Here is a 16,373-nt window from a genome sequence, read left to right on the forward strand (position 1 = left end):
GCGCAACGAGGAGGGTCCCGTGGTACTAGTCCGTCAGGAGATCGGCGACGTCCTTCGGGACTTCCGCCTGCAGAAGGGGCGCACGCTCCGACAGGTCGCCAGCAAGGCCAGCGTCGCGCTCGGCTACCTCAGCGAGGTCGAGCGGGGTCAGAAGGAGGCGTCGAGCGAGATCCTCGCGTCCGTCGCCGACGCGCTGGACACGCCCATCTCGGTCATCATGCGCGAGGTCGGCGACCGCCTCGCGGTCATCGAGGGGCTCAACCCCATCCCGGACACGATCCCCGACGAGCTCGTCGCCGGCTTCGACAGCGGGCTCGTCGCACGCTGACCCCATCACCACGACCTCGCGCCCCGCCCGTCCTCGCGACGGGCGGGGCGTCGTCGTCCCGGGCGCAGCGGGTAGCGTGAGGGCATGCGACTGAGCGAGTTCCAGCGGGCCGTCTCCGACGAGTTCGGTGCCGGCTACGGGCCGGTGCTCGTCGCGGACCTCGTGCTCGGCGATCTCGGCGGGCGCACGTGCGCGCAGGCGCTGAAGGACGGCACGCCCGCCCGCGAGGTCTGGCTCGCCCTCTGCCGGGCGCAGGACGTGCCGCGCTCGCGCTGGAACGGCGCCGGCGTGCCCGAGCCGCGGGCCTGAGGGCTCCTCGCCGCCCGTCCACGCGGGATCCCCTGGCGACACGCGGCGCGCCGTTCGAATATCCCTTCGAACGCGCGTAGTCTCCCCACAGGAGCGATTCGAAGCGCGGACTGCACAGGTCCGGCCTCGACGGCAGCGATGTCGTCGGTGCCGCATAACGTGCACCTCGCGGAGATCACCCGTCGCCTTGTCGGTGCCGGATCCCGCGGCCAGCGGGAGCGGAGCGACAGCCTGCAGGCACATCACCTTCGACACGAGGAGCACCCCATGGCATCATCGGCAGACCGCGAGAAGTCCCTCGAGACCGCGCTCGCCCAGATCGACCGTCAGTTCGGAAAGGGCTCGGTCATGCGCCTGGGCAGCGACGAGCGCGCGCCCGTCGCCGTCATCCCCACCGGCTCCGTCGCGCTCGACGTGGCCCTCGGCATCGGCGGGCTCCCGCGCGGCCGCATCGTCGAGATCTACGGCCCGGAGTCCTCGGGGAAGACCACGCTGACGCTGCACGCCATCGCGAACGCGCAGCGCGCCGGCGGCATCGCCGCCTTCATCGACGCGGAGCACGCGCTCGACCCGGAGTACGCGAAGAAGCTCGGCGTCGACATCGACGCGCTCCTCGTCTCCCAGCCCGACACGGGTGAGCAGGCCCTCGAGATCGCGGACATGCTCGTGCGCTCGGGCTCCATCGACCTGGTCGTCATCGACTCGGTGGCGGCGCTCGTGCCGCGCGCCGAGATCGAGGGCGAGATGGGCGACTCGCACGTCGGCCTCCAGGCGCGCCTCATGTCGCAGGCGCTCCGCAAGCTCACGGGCGGTCTCAGCCAGACGCAGACCACCATGATCTTCATCAACCAGCTCCGCGAGAAGATCGGCGTGTTCTTCGGCAGCCCGGAGACCACCGCGGGTGGCAAGGCGCTCAAGTTCTACGCGTCCGTGCGCCTCGACATCCGTCGCATCGAGACCCTGAAGGACGGCACCGACGCGGTCGGGAACCGCACCCGCGTCAAGGTCGTCAAGAACAAGATGGCGCCGCCCTTCAAGCAGGCGGAGTTCGACATCCTCTACGGCACGGGCATCTCGCGCGAGGGCAGCCTCATCGACTTCGGCGTCGAGCACGAGATCGTCCGCAAGTCCGGCGCCTGGTACACGTACGACGGCGACCAGCTCGGGCAGGGCAAGGAGAACTCGCGCAAGCACCTCCTCAACAACCCGGAGATCGCGGCCGAGATCGAGCAGAAGATCAAGGTCAAGCTCGGCCTCGTGAAGGACCCGAACGCCGACGCGGCCGCGGCCGACGCGGCTCCGGCGCCCGTCGCCGCCGTGGCGCCGAAGGCGTCCGCCCGCAAGAGCGCCTGACCCGGCGCTCCACCGGCGGGGCGCGTCGAGCCGACGCGCCCCGCATTCCGCATGACACCGGCACGACGCTGCGACCCGCGCTCCGCGGGATCCGCCGTCGTCCACCCGAGGACGGAAGCACCATGGTCAGATTCCCCTCCGAGGACGAGCAGGGCACCGGCCCCGGCCCGGACGAGGTGGCGCCCGTCGCGTCGCTCGCCGACCGCCGCTCCCGCCGCGCCGCCGCTCGACCGTCCCTCGAGCCGGCGGCACCCGTCGAGGAGCCGCCCGCGCCGCGGGTCGAGCCCACGCATCCGTCACGGGGCCGCACGGTCACCGAGGTCGACGGCATCGTCACGATCGGCGCCGCGGTCGACGCCTCCGAGGCGGGTCGTGCGCTGGCCGCGCAGGAGCGCATCGCCGAGGCGCGCCGCGTCCTGGCGGAGGCCGAGGCGCAGGCGGCTCGAGGGGCGTCCGACTCCGGATCCGCTCCGTGGGCGGAGCTGTCTGCGGACGAGACCGGCCCCGAGCCCGACGAGACCCCCGCAGCCTGGCGCGCTGAGCAGGAGCGTGCGGAACGCGCACGCGCGAAGGCCGAGCAGGACGAGGCGTACCGGCAGGACATGCTCCGGCTCGAGGAGGACCGCGTCGAGGACGCGCGTCGTGAGGCGGAAGCCGAGGAGGAGCGCGCCGCCGAGCGCACGCCGGAGCGCCAGCGTCGGCGCGCCGACAACGTGCTGGCCAACCGCCTGCGCGGCCGGGGCCTCTCGCTCGCCGAGGCGCGCGAGGTGCTCGACGGCGCCGAGATCGACCCCGACATCGCCGAGGAGACGCTCGCGCGCTACGTGTCCCTGCAGTACATTGACGAGGCGGCGCTGGCGGAGCAGATCCTGCACACGCACCTCGACCGCAAGGGCCTCGGGCGGCGCTCGGTCGAGATGGAGATGCGACGCCGCAGGCTCGACCCCCTCGTCATCGAGGAGGCCATGGCCGAGCAGCCCGACGAGGAGCTCGCCCGCGCCACCGAGGTGGCGATGAAGCGCGTCGGGCAGCTCTCGTCCTACGACGACGAGACCGCCGAGCGCCGCCTCACGTCGTTCCTCATGCGTCGCGGGTACGGCGGCGGCGTCGTGCGCGATGCCGCGAAGGCGGCGTTGGCCACGCGTCGTGGATCGTCGCGCGTGCGCTTCCGCTGACCGGCCGGCGGGGAGCGCGGGGCACGCCCGCACGTAGGATCGAGTCATCATGAGCACCGTCGCCGAGCACGTCCGTGTCGCCGTCCCGCCCGCCGCCGACCGGCCGCGGACGTACGAGGTCCGCACGTACGGCTGTCAGATGAACGTCCACGACTCCGAGCGCCTCACCGGGTCTCTCGAGGCCGCCGGCTACGTCTCCGCGGAGGGCGCCGAGGCCGACATCGTCGTCATCAACACCTGCGCCGTGCGCGAGAACGCGGACAACAAGCTCTACGGCAACCTCGGCCACCTCGCCGGGGTGAAGCGCCGGCACGAGGGCATGCAGATCGCCGTCGGGGGCTGCCTGGCGCAGAAGGACCGGGCCACGGTCCTCGAGAAGGCGCCGTGGGTGGACGTCGTGTTCGGGACCCACAACATGGGCGCCCTCCCCACGCTGCTCGAGCGCGCGCGGCACAACGGCGAGGCGCAGCTCGAGATCCTCGAGAGCCTCGAGACGTTCCCGTCGACGCTCCCCACCAAGCGCGACGAGATCGCGAGCGGCTGGGTCTCCATCTCCGTCGGGTGCAACAACACGTGCACGTTCTGCATCGTGCCTGCGCTACGGGGGAAGGAGAAGGACCGCCGGCCCGGCGACATCCTCGCCGAGATCCAGGCCCTCGTGGACGACGGCGCGGTCGAGGTCACGCTGCTCGGCCAGAACGTGAACTCCTACGGCGTCGAGTTCGGCGACCGGCAGGCGTTCGGCAAGCTCCTGCGGGCCGCGGGCGCCATCGAGGGGCTCGAGCGGATCCGCTTCACCAGCCCGCACCCGGCGGCCTTCACGGACGACGTGATCGACGCGATGGCCGAGACGCCCGCCGTCATGCCGCAGCTGCACATGCCGCTGCAGTCGGGCTCCGACCGCATCCTCAAGGCCATGCGGCGGTCCTATCGTTCTGAGCGGTTCCTCGGGATCCTCGACCGGGTGCGCACGCGCATCCCGGACGCGGCCATCACCACCGACATCATCGTCGGCTTCCCCGGCGAGACCGAGGAGGACTTCCAGGAGACCCTGCGCGTGGTGGAGGCCGCGCGCTTCTCCTCCGCGTTCACGTTCCAGTACTCCATCCGCCCGGGCACCCCCGCCGCGACCATGGACGAGCAGGTCCCCGCGGACGTCGTGAAGGAGCGCTACGCCCGCCTCACCGCGCTGCAGGAGCGCATCAGCCACGAGGAGAACCAGCGCGTCGTCGGCCGCACGGTCGAGGTGCTCGTGAGCGCCCACGAGGGGCGGAAGGACGGCGACACCCGTCGCGTCACGGGCCGTGCCCAGGACGGCCGCCTCGTCCACCTCGACGTCCCCGCCGGCAGCGGCGAGCCGCGGCCCGGCGACGCCGTGCAGGTGGAGGTCACCCGTGCGGCGCCGTTCCACCTCATCGCGGACTCCGTCGACCAGGCGCCGCTGCGCATCCGGCGCACCCGGGCCGGCGACGCCTGGGAGCGCGCGCAGGCGGACTCGTGCGGCGTGCCCGCGCCCGCTCTCGGGACCACCACGGCCGGCGGCGCGCCCCGCGTGTCGCTCGGCCTGCCGTCGCTCCGGGTGCCGTCGCCCGCGGTCGACGGGGCCGCGCACCCGCGTCACCGCGCGTGACCCCGATCCTCGCGGTCGTCGGGGCCACCGGCACCGGCAAGTCCGCGCTGTCCCTCGACATCGCGGAGCGCCTGCGCGCCGAGGGGCGCGCCGCGGAGATCGTCAACGCGGACGCGATGCAGCTGTACCGCGGCATGGACGTCGGCACGGCGAAGCTCCCCGAGTCGGAGCGTCGCGGCATCCCGCACCACCTGCTCGACGTCCTCGAGGTCACGGCGGAGGCCACGGTCGCCGCGTACCAGGAGGAGGCGCGGGCGGCGGTCGGCGGCATCCTCGCGCGCGGCGCCGTCCCGATCCTCGTCGGCGGATCCGGGCTCTACATCTCGTCGGTCCTGTTCGAGTACGCGTTCGCGGGCACCGACCCGGAGATCCGGCAGCGCCTCGAGCGGGAGCTCGCGTCCACCGGTCCCGGCATGCTCCACCGGCGGCTGCGGGAGCTCGATCCCGCGGCCGCCGAGCGCATCGGCGCCCACAACGGACGGCGGCTGGTGCGGGCGCTCGAGGTGGTCGAGATCACGGGCCCCCAGCCGGCGCGGGAGTCCGCCGAGCCGCGCGCCTGGCATCCCGCGCGGATCCTCTCGCTCACGCTGCGGCGCGAGGAGCTCGTGCCCCGGCTCGACACCCGCGTCGCCGGCATGTGGGCCGACGGCCTCGTGGACGAGGTGCGGGGGCTGCTGCCCGCGGGGCTCGCCGACGGCGTCACGGCGTCGCGCGCCATCGGGTACGCGCAGGCCGCGCGTCAGATCGCGGGGGAGCTGACCGAGGAGGAGGCGATCGAGGAGACGCGCGCCCTCACGCGTCGGTACGCGCGCCGGCAGGTGTCGTGGTTCGGCCGCTACGCCGACGCCGTGCGGCTCGACGCGCGCGACGACCGGCTACTCGAGCACGCCCTCGACGCCCTCCCGGCGGCGCGCCCGTAGGCTGGCGGGATGGCAGACCTGCAGTTCACCAAGGGCCAGGGCACGGGCAACGACTTCGTGCTGTTCGCGGATCCCGCGGGCGAGATCGACCTGACCGACACCCAGGTGCAGGCGCTCTGCGACCGCCACTTCGGCATCGGCGCCGACGGCACGATCCGCGCGGTGCTCTCCAGCCGCATCCCCGAGGGCCGGGCGGCGCTCGACGAGGATCCCGACGCGGAGTGGTTCATGGACTACCGCAACGTCGACGGCAGCCCCGCGGAGATGTGCGGCAACGGCATCCGCGTCTTCACGCTCTTCCTCATCGAGAACGGGCTCATCGAGCTGCCGCCGGGGCGCACCGTCCCGATCGGCACGCGTGCCGGCGTGCGGGACGTCCAGCGGAGCGGATCCGGCTTCCAGGTCGACCTCGGCCGCTGGTCCCTGGCGGGCGGCGAGCCGCTCGTGCGCGCGAAGGACCTCCAGGTCGCGCGGCCGGGCCTCGGCATCGACGTCGGCAACCCGCACGTGGTCGTCGCGCTGTCGAGCGAGGACGAGCTCGCCGAGGCCGACCTCGCGTTCGTGCCGCAGCTGGACCCCGAGCCCGCGGACGGCGCCAACGTGGAGCTCGTCGTGCCGGCCGACCCGCTGGTCGTCGACGGGATCGGCCACATCGCCATGCGCGTCCACGAGCGGGGGAGCGGCGAGACGCTGAGCTGCGGTACGGGGGCCGCGGCCGCCGCCCTCGCCATCCGGCACTGGGCCGGTGCCGCGGCACCCCACCAGTGGCGGGTCCAGCTGCCGGGCGGCGTGCTCGGCGTGCGGATGTTCCCCACGGAGGACGGCGAGCACGTGGGGCTCTCGGGTCCGGCGGAGCTCGTCTTCGACGGGGTCGTGGCGCTGGCCTGATCGCTCGCGCGGTCTGGACGACCCGCAGGACGGCGTCGAGGCGGTTGCGGGAGGCGCGGGACCGGTGCCGGCGGGGAAGCCCAGCCGGAGGATCCGCCCTAGGAGTCGGCGCCGCGGTGGACCCGGAGCACCCGGAAGCCCTTGTCGGACGCGGCGCGCGTCGTCTCGAGGCCCGCCGGCAGCGCGTCGGCGAGCCAGCGCTGCAGCGAGTCGGATCCGAGGTGGCGCTGCACGACGAGCCACGCGTCGGCGTCGGGCGCGAGCCGCGGCACCCAGTCGAGCAGGATCGCGTGCAGCGCCTCCTTGCCCACGCGGATGGGCGGGTTCGACCAGACGGTCGCGAAGCGGAGGTCCGCGGGAACATCCTCGGGCAGCACGGCGTTGACGTTATCGAGACCGAGGGACCGGGCATTCGCCCGCGTCAGCTCGAGAGCACGCTCGTTCACGTCGACCGCCCACACGGTGGCCGACGGCGACCGCATCGCCAGATCGAGCGCCACCGGACCCCAGCCGCAGCCCACGTCCAGCAGATGACCCTCACGAGGAGGCGTCGGGACGTGGCGCAGCAGGACCAGGGTCCCCTGGTCGACGTGCTCGGGGCTGAAGACGCCGCCCGCGGTCTCGACGTCCACCGTCCGTCCCCCCAGCTCGACCGCGATCGTGCGGGTGCGCAGGGGACCGGCCGGCGACGAGGAGAAGTAATGCGCGTCGGCCATACCGGGACGATACCGGACGCCGAGGCTACGATGGGAGCACATGATCACGCACGACGAGCACGACCACGAGTCCACGGACACGACGACGACGTCCACCGAGAGCAGCATCGGGGATGACGTCGTCGCGCGCGTCCTCGCCCGGGCGGAGAACCGGTCCGCCGGCTACGCCCTCTTCCGCGGATCGGGCGCGCAGGCGCTGTCCGCGAACCCCGACACCGAGCAGGGGTCCGACGGCGACCAGAGCGAGCGGGCCGACCGCCAGGCGCTGCGCCGCGTCGCCGGGCTCTCAACCGAGCTCGAGGACGTCACCGAGGTCGAGTACCGGCAGCTGCGCCTCGAGAACGTCGTCCTCATCGGCGTCTACTCGCAGGGGTCGGTCGACGACGCCGAGAACAGCATGCGCGAGCTCGCGGCCCTGGCCGAGACGGCGGGCGCCGTGGTGCTCGACGGCCTCCTCCAGCGCCGTCCCACCCCGGACCCCAGCACCTACTTCGGCAGCGGCAAGGCGGAGGAGCTGCGTGCCCTCGTGGCGGCGGTCGGCGCGGACACCGTCATCGCCGACACCGAGCTCGCGCCCAGCCAGCGGCGCGCCCTCGAGGACGTGGTGAAGGTCAAGGTCATCGACCGCACGGCCGTGATCCTCGACATCTTCAGCCAGCACGCCAAGAGCCGCGAGGGCAAGGCCCAGGTCGAGCTCGCACAGCTGCAGTACCTCCTGCCGCGCCTCCGCGGATGGGGCGACTCGATGTCGCGCCAGGCCGGAGGCCAGGTCGGCGGCGCGGGTGCCGGCATGGGATCCCGCGGACCCGGTGAGACGAAGATCGAGCTCGACCGCCGCCGCATCAACACGCGCATGGCCAAGCTCCGGAAGCAGATCGCCGGGATGAAGCCGGCCCGCGACACCAAGCGCGCCAATCGCGACCGGAACGCCGTGCCGTCGGTGGCGATCGTGGGGTACACGAACGCCCGCCGGCAAGTCGTCGCTGCTCAACCGCGTGACGAAGGCGGGCGTGCTCGTCGAGAACGCCCTGTTCGCGACGCTGGACGCCACGGTCCGCAAGACCGAGACGGACGAGGGGCAGCTGTACACGCTCGCCGACACCGTCGGGTTCGTCCGGAACCTGCCGCACCAGCTGGTGGAGGCGTTCCGCTCGACCCTCGAGGAGCTCGCCGACGCGGACGTGCTCGTGCACGTCGTCGACGCCTCCCACCCGGATCCCGCCGCCCAGCTCGCGACGGTGCACGAGGTCATCGCCGAGGTGGACGCCTCGTCCATCCCGGAGATCGTCGTGTTCAACAAGAGCGATCTGGCGTCGGACGACGACCGCGTCGTGCTGCGCGGGCTCGTCCCGCAGGGCGTCTTCGTCTCGGCCCGCACGGGCGAGGGCGTCGACGAGCTGCGTCGCCGCATCGCCGAGCTGCTCCCGCAGCCGACCATCGAGGTCGACCTGCTGGTGCCGTTCGAGCACGGCGAGATCGTGGCGATGCTGCACGAGGGCGCCAAGGTCCTCGAGACCTCGTACGTGGAGGAGGGCACGCGCGTCCGGGCCCTCGTCACGGCCGAGCAGCAGGCGCAGGTCCAGGACTACGCGGTGGCGTCCGCGGTCTGATCCGCGTCGCCCGCACGCACGAGAGCGGCCGCTCCCCTCGGGGACCGGCCGCTCTCGTGCGTCGTGGCGAGGGTCAGACGGAGCGCATGACCGCCACGACCTTGCCGACGACCTCCGCGAAGTCGCCGAGGATCGGCTCGAACGCGCTGTTGCGCGGCAGCAGCCACGTGTGCCCGTCGCGCTGGCGGAACACCTTGACGGTGGCCTCGTCGTCGAGCATGGCGGCGACGATGTCGCCGTTCTCCGCCGTCTTCTGCTGGCGGACGACGACCCAGTCGCCGTCGCAGATGGCCGCGTCGATCATCGAGTCGCCGACGACGCGCAGCATGAAGAGGTCGCCCTTGCCGACCAGCTGGCGGGGGAGGGGGAAGACCTCCTCGACCATCTGCTCGGCCGTGATGGGGATGCCGGCGGCGATGCGGCCGACCATCGGGACCATCGCCGCGTCGCCCACGGGCGTCGACGGCTCGCCGGTCTCCGCGGCGCCGCTGCCGGGCAGGTCGATCAGCACCTCGAGGGCGCGCGGGCGGTTCGGGTCCCGGCGGAGGTAGCCCGAGAGCTCGAGCTGGTTGAGCTGGTGCGTGACGCTCGAGAGCGACGCCAGGCCGACGGCGTCGCCGATCTCGCGCATGCTCGGCGGGTAGCCCTGGCCGGCGATGGCGCGCTGGATGAACTCCAGGATCGAGATCTGCTTGTCGCTGAGGCTCTTGCGGCGCCTCGTCGCGCCGCCTCCCGCTGCTCGCTCGTCCGCCATGCCACGGCCCGCCTCTCGTCGCCGACGCCCTCCGCGGCTCGTCGACCCGGCGGGCCGACCCCTCGCGAGGGCGATGTCGGTGGTACCCGGTCCAATGGACTCTAGGCACTCGAAACTGTATCCAGCCGAGGCACCCCGGGCAAACACCTGTTCGAGCGTGTCGCGCGTCGGAGGCGCGAATCGAGGCGAAGTGGGCTTGCGGAGGGCTGGTTTCGAATGTATGTTCGGAACACAGCTTCGCACCCGGCTCTCCCGGCCGAGAGCCGGGTGCGAGCTGCCCGACCCGCATCGCATGCCGTACCGCACTGCACCGCCGGGCGCGTCGCCTCGACGCCCCACCGTCTCGCACGAGAGGTCACCATGAACACCGCAGCAGCAACCCCCATCGTCTCCGCCGCCGCCGACTCCGCCGTCCCCGTCACGGAGGCAGCCGTCGCGCCCCGCACGCGCCTGCGCATCACGCGCCGCGGTCGCATCGTCCTCACCGCGCTCGTCGCGGCCCCGCTCGCGCTCGGCGCCGGGCTCGTCGCCCTCAACGGCGGTGCGGCCGTCGCCTCGAAGGACGCATCGGGCGCCGCGTTCGAGTACGTCACCGTGTCGAGCGGCCAGTCCCTGTGGGACCTCGCCGAGGAGATCGCGCCCAGCGCCGACCCGCGCGACGTCATCGCGTCGGTCGTCGACCTCAACCGCCTCCCCACGTCGGACGTCGCGGCGGGCCAGCAGCTCGCCGTGCCCGCGGAGTACGCGCACTGAGCACTCCCGCGCCGCGTCCCGCAGTCGCGGGTCGTCGGCGCGGACGGGCCGGCCTCGCTCCCGGTGGCGGCCGGGAGCGAGGTCGGGCGGTCGGAACCGATCGGTAGCATGGAGGGCATGAGCACCCTCGCGCGCACCGCGCACGTCACGCGGCAGACCAGCGAGTCCAGCATCGAGCTGCAGCTCGACCTCGACGGCACGGGCGTCTCCGAGATCAACACGTCGGTCCCGTTCTACGACCACATGCTCACCGCGTTCGCGAAGCACTCGCTCACCGACCTGAAGGTCACCGCCACGGGTGACACGCACATCGACGTGCACCACACCGTGGAGGACGTCGGCATCGTCCTCGGCCAGGCCATCCGCCAGGCGCTCGGAGACAAGTCGGGCATCGCCCGCTTCGGCGACGCGCTCGTCCCGCTCGACGAGGCGCTCGTGCAGGCGGTCGTCGACATCTCGGGCCGCCCCTTCCTCGTCCACTCGGGCGAGCCCGCGGGCTTCGAGATGCACCTCATCGGCGGGCACTTCACCGGATCCATGGTCCGTCACGTCTTCGAGGCCATCACGTTCCACGCGGGCCTCACCGTGCACGTCACGGTGCTCGGCGGGCGCGATCCCCACCACATCGCGGAGGCGGAGTTCAAGTCCTTCGCCCGCGCGTTCCGGCAGGCGAAGGAGCTCGACCCCCGCGTCTCCGGCATCCCCTCCACCAAGGGCGCGCTGTGACGCGCCCGTCCGTCGTCGTCCTCGACTACGGCAGCGGCAACGTCCACTCGGCCGTCAAGGCCCTCGAGCTGGCCGGCGCGGACGTCGAGCTGACGGGCGACCCGAAGCGGGCGCACGAGGCCGACGGCCTCCTGGTCCCCGGGGTGGGCGCGTTCTCGGCCGTCATGACCGCGCTCCGCGCCGCCGGCGGCGACCGCGTGGTCGACCGACGACTCGCGGGCGGGCGTCCGGTGCTCGGCATCTGCGTCGGCATGCAGGTCATGTTCGACCGGGGCGTCGAGCGCGGCGTCGACGTGGCCGGGCTGGGGGAGTGGCCCGGCACGGTGGGGCGCCTCGAGTCCGACGTGCTCCCGCACATGGGCTGGAACACGGTCGACGTCCCCGAGGGCTCCGCGCTGTTCGCGGGGCTCGAGGAGGAGCGGTTCTACTTCGTCCACTCGTACGCCGCGCGCACGTGGGGCATCGACCCGCTCCCGCCGCTGCCGGCGCCGCGCGTCACCTGGGCCACGCACGGCGAGCGGTTCGTCGCCGCCGTGGAGAACGGCCCGCTCACCGCCACGCAGTTCCACCCCGAGAAGTCGGGGGAGGCCGGGATCCGGCTCCTCGCGAACTGGCTCGGCACCCTCCGCGCCGCCTGACCCGGCCCGCACCGCGCCCCCGCCGTCCCCGACGGCCCCGCCCGTCCCGTCCGACCGATCGAAGGCCCTCCCATGAGCGAGTTCACCAGCACGCCCCGTCTGACCCTCCTGCCCGCCGTCGACGTCGCGGGCGGCCAGGCCGTCCGCCTCACGCAGGGCGCGGCCGGCACCGAGACGGGCTACGGCGACCCCGTCGACGCCGCGCGCGACTGGGCCGAGCAGGGCGCCGAGTGGCTGCACCTGGTCGACCTCGACGCGGCGTTCGGCCGCGGGGACAACCTCTCCGTCATCTCGCGGGTGATCCGCGCCATCGACGGCGTCCAGATCGAGCTGTCCGGCGGGATCCGCGACGACCGCTCCCTCGACGTGGCCCTGGAGAGCGGCGCGACCCGCATCAACCTGGGCACGGCGGCGCTTGAGAACCCCGAGTGGGCGGCGAGCGTCATCGCGCAGCACGGCGAGGCCGTCGCGGTCGGGCTCGACGTGCGCGGCCGCACGCTCTCCGCCCGCGGCTGGACGCAGGACGGCGGCGACATCTGGGAGGTGCTGGAGCGCCTCGAGGAGGCCGGCTGCGCGCGCTACGTCGTGACCGACGTCACCAAGGACGGCACCCTCCAGGGCCCGAACCTGCAGCTGCTCCGGGACGTGCTCGAGCGCACCGAGCGCCCCGTCGTCGCCTCCGGCGGCGTGTCGAGCCTCGACGACATCCAGGCGCTGCGCGAGCTCGTGCCGCTCGGACTCGAGGGCGCCATCGTCGGCAAGGCCCTCTACGCCGGCGCGTTCACGCTCGCCCAGGCGCTCGACGTCGCCGGGGAGTGATGACGGGCTCCACGCCGCACGCCGACTCGGCCGGGACCCCCTGGGCCGGTCGTTCCTTCGAGCCCACCGCCTTCCCCGGGGACGACGGGTCCGCGCCGCCTGCCCTGGCCGACGCGCTGGCGCGGCACGGCCGCGGCGAGGCCGGCCAGGCGGACGTCGTCGACGCCCTGCGGGAGGCGCGCCTGCTCATCCCGCTGGTGGCCCGCCTCGGCGAGGAGGGCGTGAACGACGCCGGCCTCAGGGTCGACAAGAGCGCGGAGCTCTCCATCATCACGGTCGCGGGACCCGACGGGCGAACGGTGATGCCGGTATTCACGTCGGTCGCCGCCATGGGCCGCTGGAACCCCGCCGCGCGTCCCGTGCCCGCCGACGCCGTGCGCGTCGCGCTGGCCGCGGCGAGCGAGGAGACCGACCTCGTCGTGCTGGACCCGATGTCGGAGACGGAGTTCGTGCTGCGGCGCCCGGCCGTGTGGGCCGTGGCGCGGTCGCTGCCGTGGACGCCGAGCCCGGAGGACCCCGAGGTCGCCGCCGCGCTCCAGGCGAGCGTCGTCGAGGAGCCCGCGGTCGTCGCGCTGGGCACGTCGGCGGGCGATCCCCGGGCGCGCCTCGCGGGCCCGGAGCTGATGATCGCGCTCGAGCTCGTCGACGGCCTCGACCGCACCGCGCTGGACGCGCTGCTCGCGCGCCTGCAGGGGGAGTGGTCGCGGAGCGCCGTGCTCGCCGAGCGGGTCGACAGCATGGGCCTGCGCATCGTCTCGGCCCGCTGAGGGGAGGACGCCGTTCACCGGTGCCGCGTTCGCCCCACCGGCGACCCGCGCGGGCCGGATGCCTAGGAGACGGGGCCGGTGTACTTCTCGCCCGGTCCCTTGCCGACCGCGTCCGGGTACGGGGACGCCTCGCGGAAGGCGAGCTGCAGGGAGCGCAGGCCGTCGCGGAGGCTCCGCGCGTGCTGGTCGCCGAGCTCGGGCGAGGCCGCGGTGACGAGGCCCGCGAGCGAGATGATGAGCTTCCGCGCCTCGGCGAGGTCCGTCTGCGTGGCGGGATCGTCGGCGAGCCCGCACTTCACGGCGGCCGCGCTCATGAGGTGGACGGCCGTGGTCGTGATGACCTCCACGGCGGAGACGTCGGCGATGTCCCGCGCGTACTGGTCGGCGACGAAGTCCGCGGTGTCGTCGTCGGCGACGCCCGGGGCGGTCGTCGTCGTCCCGGCATCGGCGCCGGCCGGCTCCTCGAAGCGGTGGACGTGCGCGTCGGCGGCGTCCGCGTGGTCGGGGCGGGGCGAGTCGGTCATGTCTGTCCTCGGGCTCGGGGCGGTGGCGGTCTGCGGCCGGCGGCGGGACCCGGGCGATGGCCCGCCCTTCCGGGACGAGGTCGGCGTCTGCTATGCTGATCGACGGCTCCGGGGCTGTCACAGTCCCGGTTCGAAAGAGGATTGATCTCCCACCCGCGCTTGACCGCCTCCATAGGTTACCGGGTCGATTTCGCTCCCCCGTCCGAGCGGCTCCCCAGAGGGCGTCGTGCACGACGGGAGCCCCGCGTCAGCGGGCATGGGCGTGTTGCCGAGTACGACGCACGCGTCGGACCCTGGTGAAGAACCCTCCTCGTCTCGAATCCGAGCGGCTCACGCAGCCGCCGGGCCACCCGAAGACACGAATAGGAGCAGTCCATCAGCGATCCCCGTACCAACGATCGAATCCGAGTTCCCGAGGTTCGCCTCGTTGGCCCAGCAGGCGAGCAGGTCGGCGTCGTATCCATCGACGTCGCACTCCGGCTCGCGCAGGAAGCCGACCTCGACCTCGTCGAGGTCGCGCCCAATTCCAAGCCCCCCGTGGCGAAGATCATGGACTACGGCAAGTTCAAGTACGAGGCCGCGCAGAAGGCCAAGGAAGCGCGTCGCAACCAGGCGAACACCATCCTCAAGGAGGTGCGCTTCCGCCTGAAGATCGACAAGCACGACTACGAGACCAAGCGCAAGCGCGCCGAGGGCTTCCTGCAGGACGGCGACAAGGTCAAGGCGATGATCCTGTTCCGCGGTCGCGAGCAGTCGCGTCCGGACCAGGGCGTGCGCCTGCTCAAGATGTTCGCGGAGGACGTCGCCGAGTTCGGCAGCGTCGAGTCCACCCCCACGATCGACGGCCGCAACATGGTCATGGTCATCGGACCGCACAAGAACAAGTCCGAGGCCAAGGCCGAGGCCAACGCGAAGCGCGACGCCACCAAGGCGAGCGCACGAGAAGCGAGAGAAGAGAACAATGCCTAAGCAGAAGACCCACTCGGGTGCCAAGAAGCGATTCAAGGTCACCGGCAGCGGCAAGATCATGAAGCAGCAGGCCGGCATGCGCCACAACCTCGAGGTCAAGTCCTCCAAGCGCAAGGCGCGACTCAACCAGGACCAGCCCCTGGCCAAGGCCGACATGAAGGTCGCCAAGAAGCTCCTCGGCCGCTAGGCCCCTCGTCGTCCGCGACACCTGAACTCGAATAGGAATCACTGAAATGGCAAGAGTCAAGAGGGCCGTCAACGCCCACAAGAAGCGTCGGGTCATCCTCGAGCGCGCCGCCGGTTACCGCGGCCAGCGCTCGCGCCTGTACCGCAAGGCCAAGGAGCAGGTCACCCACTCCCTCGTCTACGCGTACCGCGACCGCCGCGCCAAGAAGGGCGAGTTCCGCCGCCTCTGGATCCAGCGCATCAACGCGGCCGCGCGTCTCAACGGCCTCACGTACAACCGCCTCATCCAGGGCCTCGCCCTCGCCGGCGTCCAGGTCGACCGTCGCATCCTCGCGGACCTCGCCGTCCACGAGCCCGCGACCTTCGCCTCGCTCGTCCAGACGGCCAAGGCCGCCCTGCCCGCGAACACCTCGGCCCCCAAGGTCGCGGCGAACGCGTAGCGCCCCCGCACCACCGCCGACGGCGCGTCCCCGACAGGGGGCGCGCCGTTAGTGTTGGGGCCATGCTCGACAACCCCCGCTCCCCGCGTGTCCGTGGCGTCGCCAAGCTCGCGAAACGGGATGCGCGCGCCGACACCGGCCTCTTCCTCCTCGAGGGGCCGCAGGCCGTCTCCGAGGCGCTCGCGTTCCGTCCGGACCTCGTCCAGGAGCTCTTCGCGACGCCCACCGCCCTCGACCGCTACCCGGACCTCGCGCGCGCGGTCCGCGAGTCGGCCGTCGAGGTGGAGTTCGTCACGGAGGACGTGATCGCGGCCATGGCCGACACCGTCACCCCGCAGGGCGTCGTCGGGGTCTGCCGCCAGTTCCCCACGTCGCTCAAGCAGATCCTCGGCGACGAGCCGCGCCTCATCGCGATCCTCGAGGAGGTGCGCGACCCGGGCAACGCCGGCACCATCATCCGCGCGGCCGACGCCGCCGGGGCGGACGCCGTCGTGCTCACCGGCCGCTCGGTCGACCTCTACAACCCGAAGGTCGTGCGCGCCACGACGGGGTCCCTCTTCCACCTGCCGGTCGCGATCATGCCGGAGCTCGACGCCGTGCTCCAGCGGGTCCGCGAGGCCGGCCTCCAGGTGCTCGCCGCCGACGTGAAGGGCGACGACCTCCTCGCCGAGCGCACCTCGGGCGGGCTCGCCGCGCCCACCGCGTGGCTGTTCGGCAACGAGGCGCGCGGCCTCCAGGACGACCACCTCGCGCTCGCCGACCGCGCCGTCGTCGTGCCCATCTACGGGCAGGCCGAGTCCATGAACCTCGCCACCGCCGCGTCGGTGTGCCTGTACGAGTCCGCGTTCGCGCAGCGCGCCTGACCGCG

19 protein-coding genes and 1 pseudogene are annotated in these 16,373 nt (G+C 72.9%); 17 read left to right on the plus strand and 3 right to left on the minus strand.

Features of this window, described 5'->3' with window-relative positions:
* Positions 1-19: 19 nt before the first annotated feature.
* The 7 genes from QFZ62_RS15350 (at position 20) to dapF (ending at position 6,603) form a co-directional block, all read left to right on the plus strand.
* Complete coding sequence (locus QFZ62_RS15350) at positions 20-328, plus strand: helix-turn-helix domain-containing protein (RefSeq protein WP_307507543.1); 309 nt, start codon at positions 20-22, stop codon at positions 326-328.
* A gap of 84 nt (positions 329-412) precedes the next feature.
* Positions 413-637 carry a DUF3046 domain-containing protein gene (locus tag QFZ62_RS15355; RefSeq protein ID WP_043561787.1) on the plus strand — a complete coding sequence of 75 codons (225 nt, stop codon included), beginning with the start codon at positions 413-415 and terminating at the stop codon, positions 635-637.
* A gap of 267 nt (positions 638-904) precedes the next feature.
* Complete coding sequence (gene recA, locus QFZ62_RS15360) at positions 905-1,990, plus strand: recombinase RecA (protein WP_307507547.1); 1,086 nt, start codon at positions 905-907, stop codon at positions 1,988-1,990.
* A 122-nt stretch (positions 1,991-2,112) separates the two neighbouring features.
* Positions 2,113-3,165: a RecX family transcriptional regulator gene (locus QFZ62_RS15365; protein ID WP_307507550.1), complete on the plus strand. Its 1,053-nt coding sequence runs from the start codon at positions 2,113-2,115 to the stop codon at positions 3,163-3,165.
* 49 nt (positions 3,166-3,214) lie between these two features.
* Positions 3,215-4,795, plus strand: coding sequence for a tRNA (N6-isopentenyl adenosine(37)-C2)-methylthiotransferase MiaB (gene miaB / locus QFZ62_RS15370; RefSeq protein ID WP_307507552.1), 1,581 nt, complete (start codon positions 3,215-3,217; stop codon positions 4,793-4,795).
* On the plus strand, positions 4,792-5,715 hold the full coding sequence (gene miaA, locus QFZ62_RS15375) for a tRNA (adenosine(37)-N6)-dimethylallyltransferase MiaA (protein WP_307507556.1): 924 nt from the start codon (positions 4,792-4,794) through the stop codon (positions 5,713-5,715). The genes miaB and miaA overlap by 4 nt, the downstream gene beginning before the upstream one ends.
* A 9-nt stretch (positions 5,716-5,724) precedes the next feature.
* On the plus strand, positions 5,725-6,603 hold the full coding sequence (gene dapF / locus QFZ62_RS15380) for a diaminopimelate epimerase (protein WP_307507559.1): 879 nt from the start codon (positions 5,725-5,727) through the stop codon (positions 6,601-6,603).
* A 98-nt stretch (positions 6,604-6,701) separates the two neighbouring features.
* Here dapF and QFZ62_RS15385 read toward each other — a convergent pair whose 3' ends face one another.
* Complete coding sequence (locus QFZ62_RS15385) at positions 6,702-7,319, minus strand: class I SAM-dependent methyltransferase (RefSeq protein WP_307507561.1); 618 nt, start codon at positions 7,317-7,319, stop codon at positions 6,702-6,704.
* A gap of 40 nt (positions 7,320-7,359) precedes the next feature.
* On the opposite strand from QFZ62_RS15385, the pseudogene hflX reads away from it, so the two are divergent.
* A pseudogene (hflX, locus tag QFZ62_RS15390) lies at positions 7,360-8,929 on the plus strand (GTPase HflX).
* Positions 8,930-9,002: 73 nt separating this feature from the next.
* Here hflX and lexA read toward each other — a convergent pair.
* Complete coding sequence (lexA, locus tag QFZ62_RS15395; protein ID WP_307507565.1) at positions 9,003-9,683, minus strand: transcriptional repressor LexA; 681 nt, start codon at positions 9,681-9,683, stop codon at positions 9,003-9,005.
* Positions 9,684-10,043: 360 nt separating this feature from the next.
* Between lexA and QFZ62_RS15400 the strand changes: the two genes are divergently transcribed.
* The 5 genes from QFZ62_RS15400 (at position 10,044) to QFZ62_RS15420 (ending at position 13,386) form a co-directional block, all read left to right on the plus strand.
* Positions 10,044-10,436 carry a hypothetical protein gene (locus QFZ62_RS15400; RefSeq protein ID WP_307507568.1) on the plus strand — a complete coding sequence of 131 codons (393 nt, stop codon included), beginning with the start codon at positions 10,044-10,046 and terminating at the stop codon, positions 10,434-10,436.
* 117 nt (positions 10,437-10,553) lie between these two features.
* A complete protein-coding gene (gene hisB, locus QFZ62_RS15405; protein ID WP_307507570.1) occupies positions 10,554-11,162 on the plus strand; it encodes an imidazoleglycerol-phosphate dehydratase HisB in 609 nt (202 codons plus the stop codon).
* Positions 11,159-11,800 (plus strand): imidazole glycerol phosphate synthase subunit HisH, encoded by a 642-nt coding sequence (hisH, locus tag QFZ62_RS15410; RefSeq protein ID WP_307507574.1) that lies wholly within the window; start codon positions 11,159-11,161, stop codon positions 11,798-11,800. Before hisB ends, hisH begins: the two co-directional genes overlap by 4 nt.
* Before the next feature lie 72 nt (positions 11,801-11,872).
* Complete coding sequence (gene priA / locus QFZ62_RS15415) at positions 11,873-12,619, plus strand: bifunctional 1-(5-phosphoribosyl)-5-((5-phosphoribosylamino)methylideneamino)imidazole-4-carboxamide isomerase/phosphoribosylanthranilate isomerase PriA (RefSeq protein WP_307507578.1); 747 nt, start codon at positions 11,873-11,875, stop codon at positions 12,617-12,619.
* Positions 12,619-13,386 (plus strand): SseB family protein, encoded by a 768-nt coding sequence (locus QFZ62_RS15420; protein ID WP_307507580.1) that lies wholly within the window; start codon positions 12,619-12,621, stop codon positions 13,384-13,386. The genes priA and QFZ62_RS15420 overlap by 1 nt, the downstream gene beginning before the upstream one ends.
* A 62-nt stretch (positions 13,387-13,448) precedes the next feature.
* Here the strand turns inward: QFZ62_RS15420 and QFZ62_RS15425 are convergent, their stop codons facing one another.
* A complete protein-coding gene (locus tag QFZ62_RS15425; RefSeq protein WP_307507582.1) occupies positions 13,449-13,910 on the minus strand; it encodes a DUF1844 domain-containing protein in 462 nt (153 codons plus the stop codon).
* A gap of 375 nt (positions 13,911-14,285) precedes the next feature.
* On the opposite strand from QFZ62_RS15425, the gene infC reads away from it, so the two are divergent.
* The 4 genes from infC to QFZ62_RS15445 all read left to right on the plus strand — a co-directional run bounded on the left by infC (position 14,286) and on the right by QFZ62_RS15445 (position 16,368).
* Complete coding sequence (gene infC / locus QFZ62_RS15430; protein ID WP_015490649.1) at positions 14,286-14,879, plus strand: translation initiation factor IF-3; 594 nt, start codon at positions 14,286-14,288, stop codon at positions 14,877-14,879.
* Positions 14,872-15,066 carry a 50S ribosomal protein L35 gene (gene rpmI / locus QFZ62_RS15435; RefSeq protein ID WP_012298616.1) on the plus strand — a complete coding sequence of 65 codons (195 nt, stop codon included), beginning with the start codon at positions 14,872-14,874 and terminating at the stop codon, positions 15,064-15,066. The genes infC and rpmI overlap by 8 nt, the downstream gene beginning before the upstream one ends.
* Positions 15,067-15,112: 46 nt before the next feature.
* Positions 15,113-15,505, plus strand: coding sequence for a 50S ribosomal protein L20 (gene rplT, locus QFZ62_RS15440; RefSeq protein WP_094116169.1), 393 nt, complete (start codon positions 15,113-15,115; stop codon positions 15,503-15,505).
* A 62-nt stretch (positions 15,506-15,567) separates the two neighbouring features.
* On the plus strand, positions 15,568-16,368 hold the full coding sequence (locus tag QFZ62_RS15445; RefSeq protein ID WP_307507589.1) for an RNA methyltransferase: 801 nt from the start codon (positions 15,568-15,570) through the stop codon (positions 16,366-16,368).
* The last annotated feature ends 5 nt before the right edge of the window (positions 16,369-16,373 follow it).

The sequence above is a fragment of the Clavibacter sp. B3I6 genome (genome assembly GCF_030816895.1).
Lineage (GTDB): Bacteria > Actinomycetota > Actinomycetes > Actinomycetales > Microbacteriaceae > Clavibacter.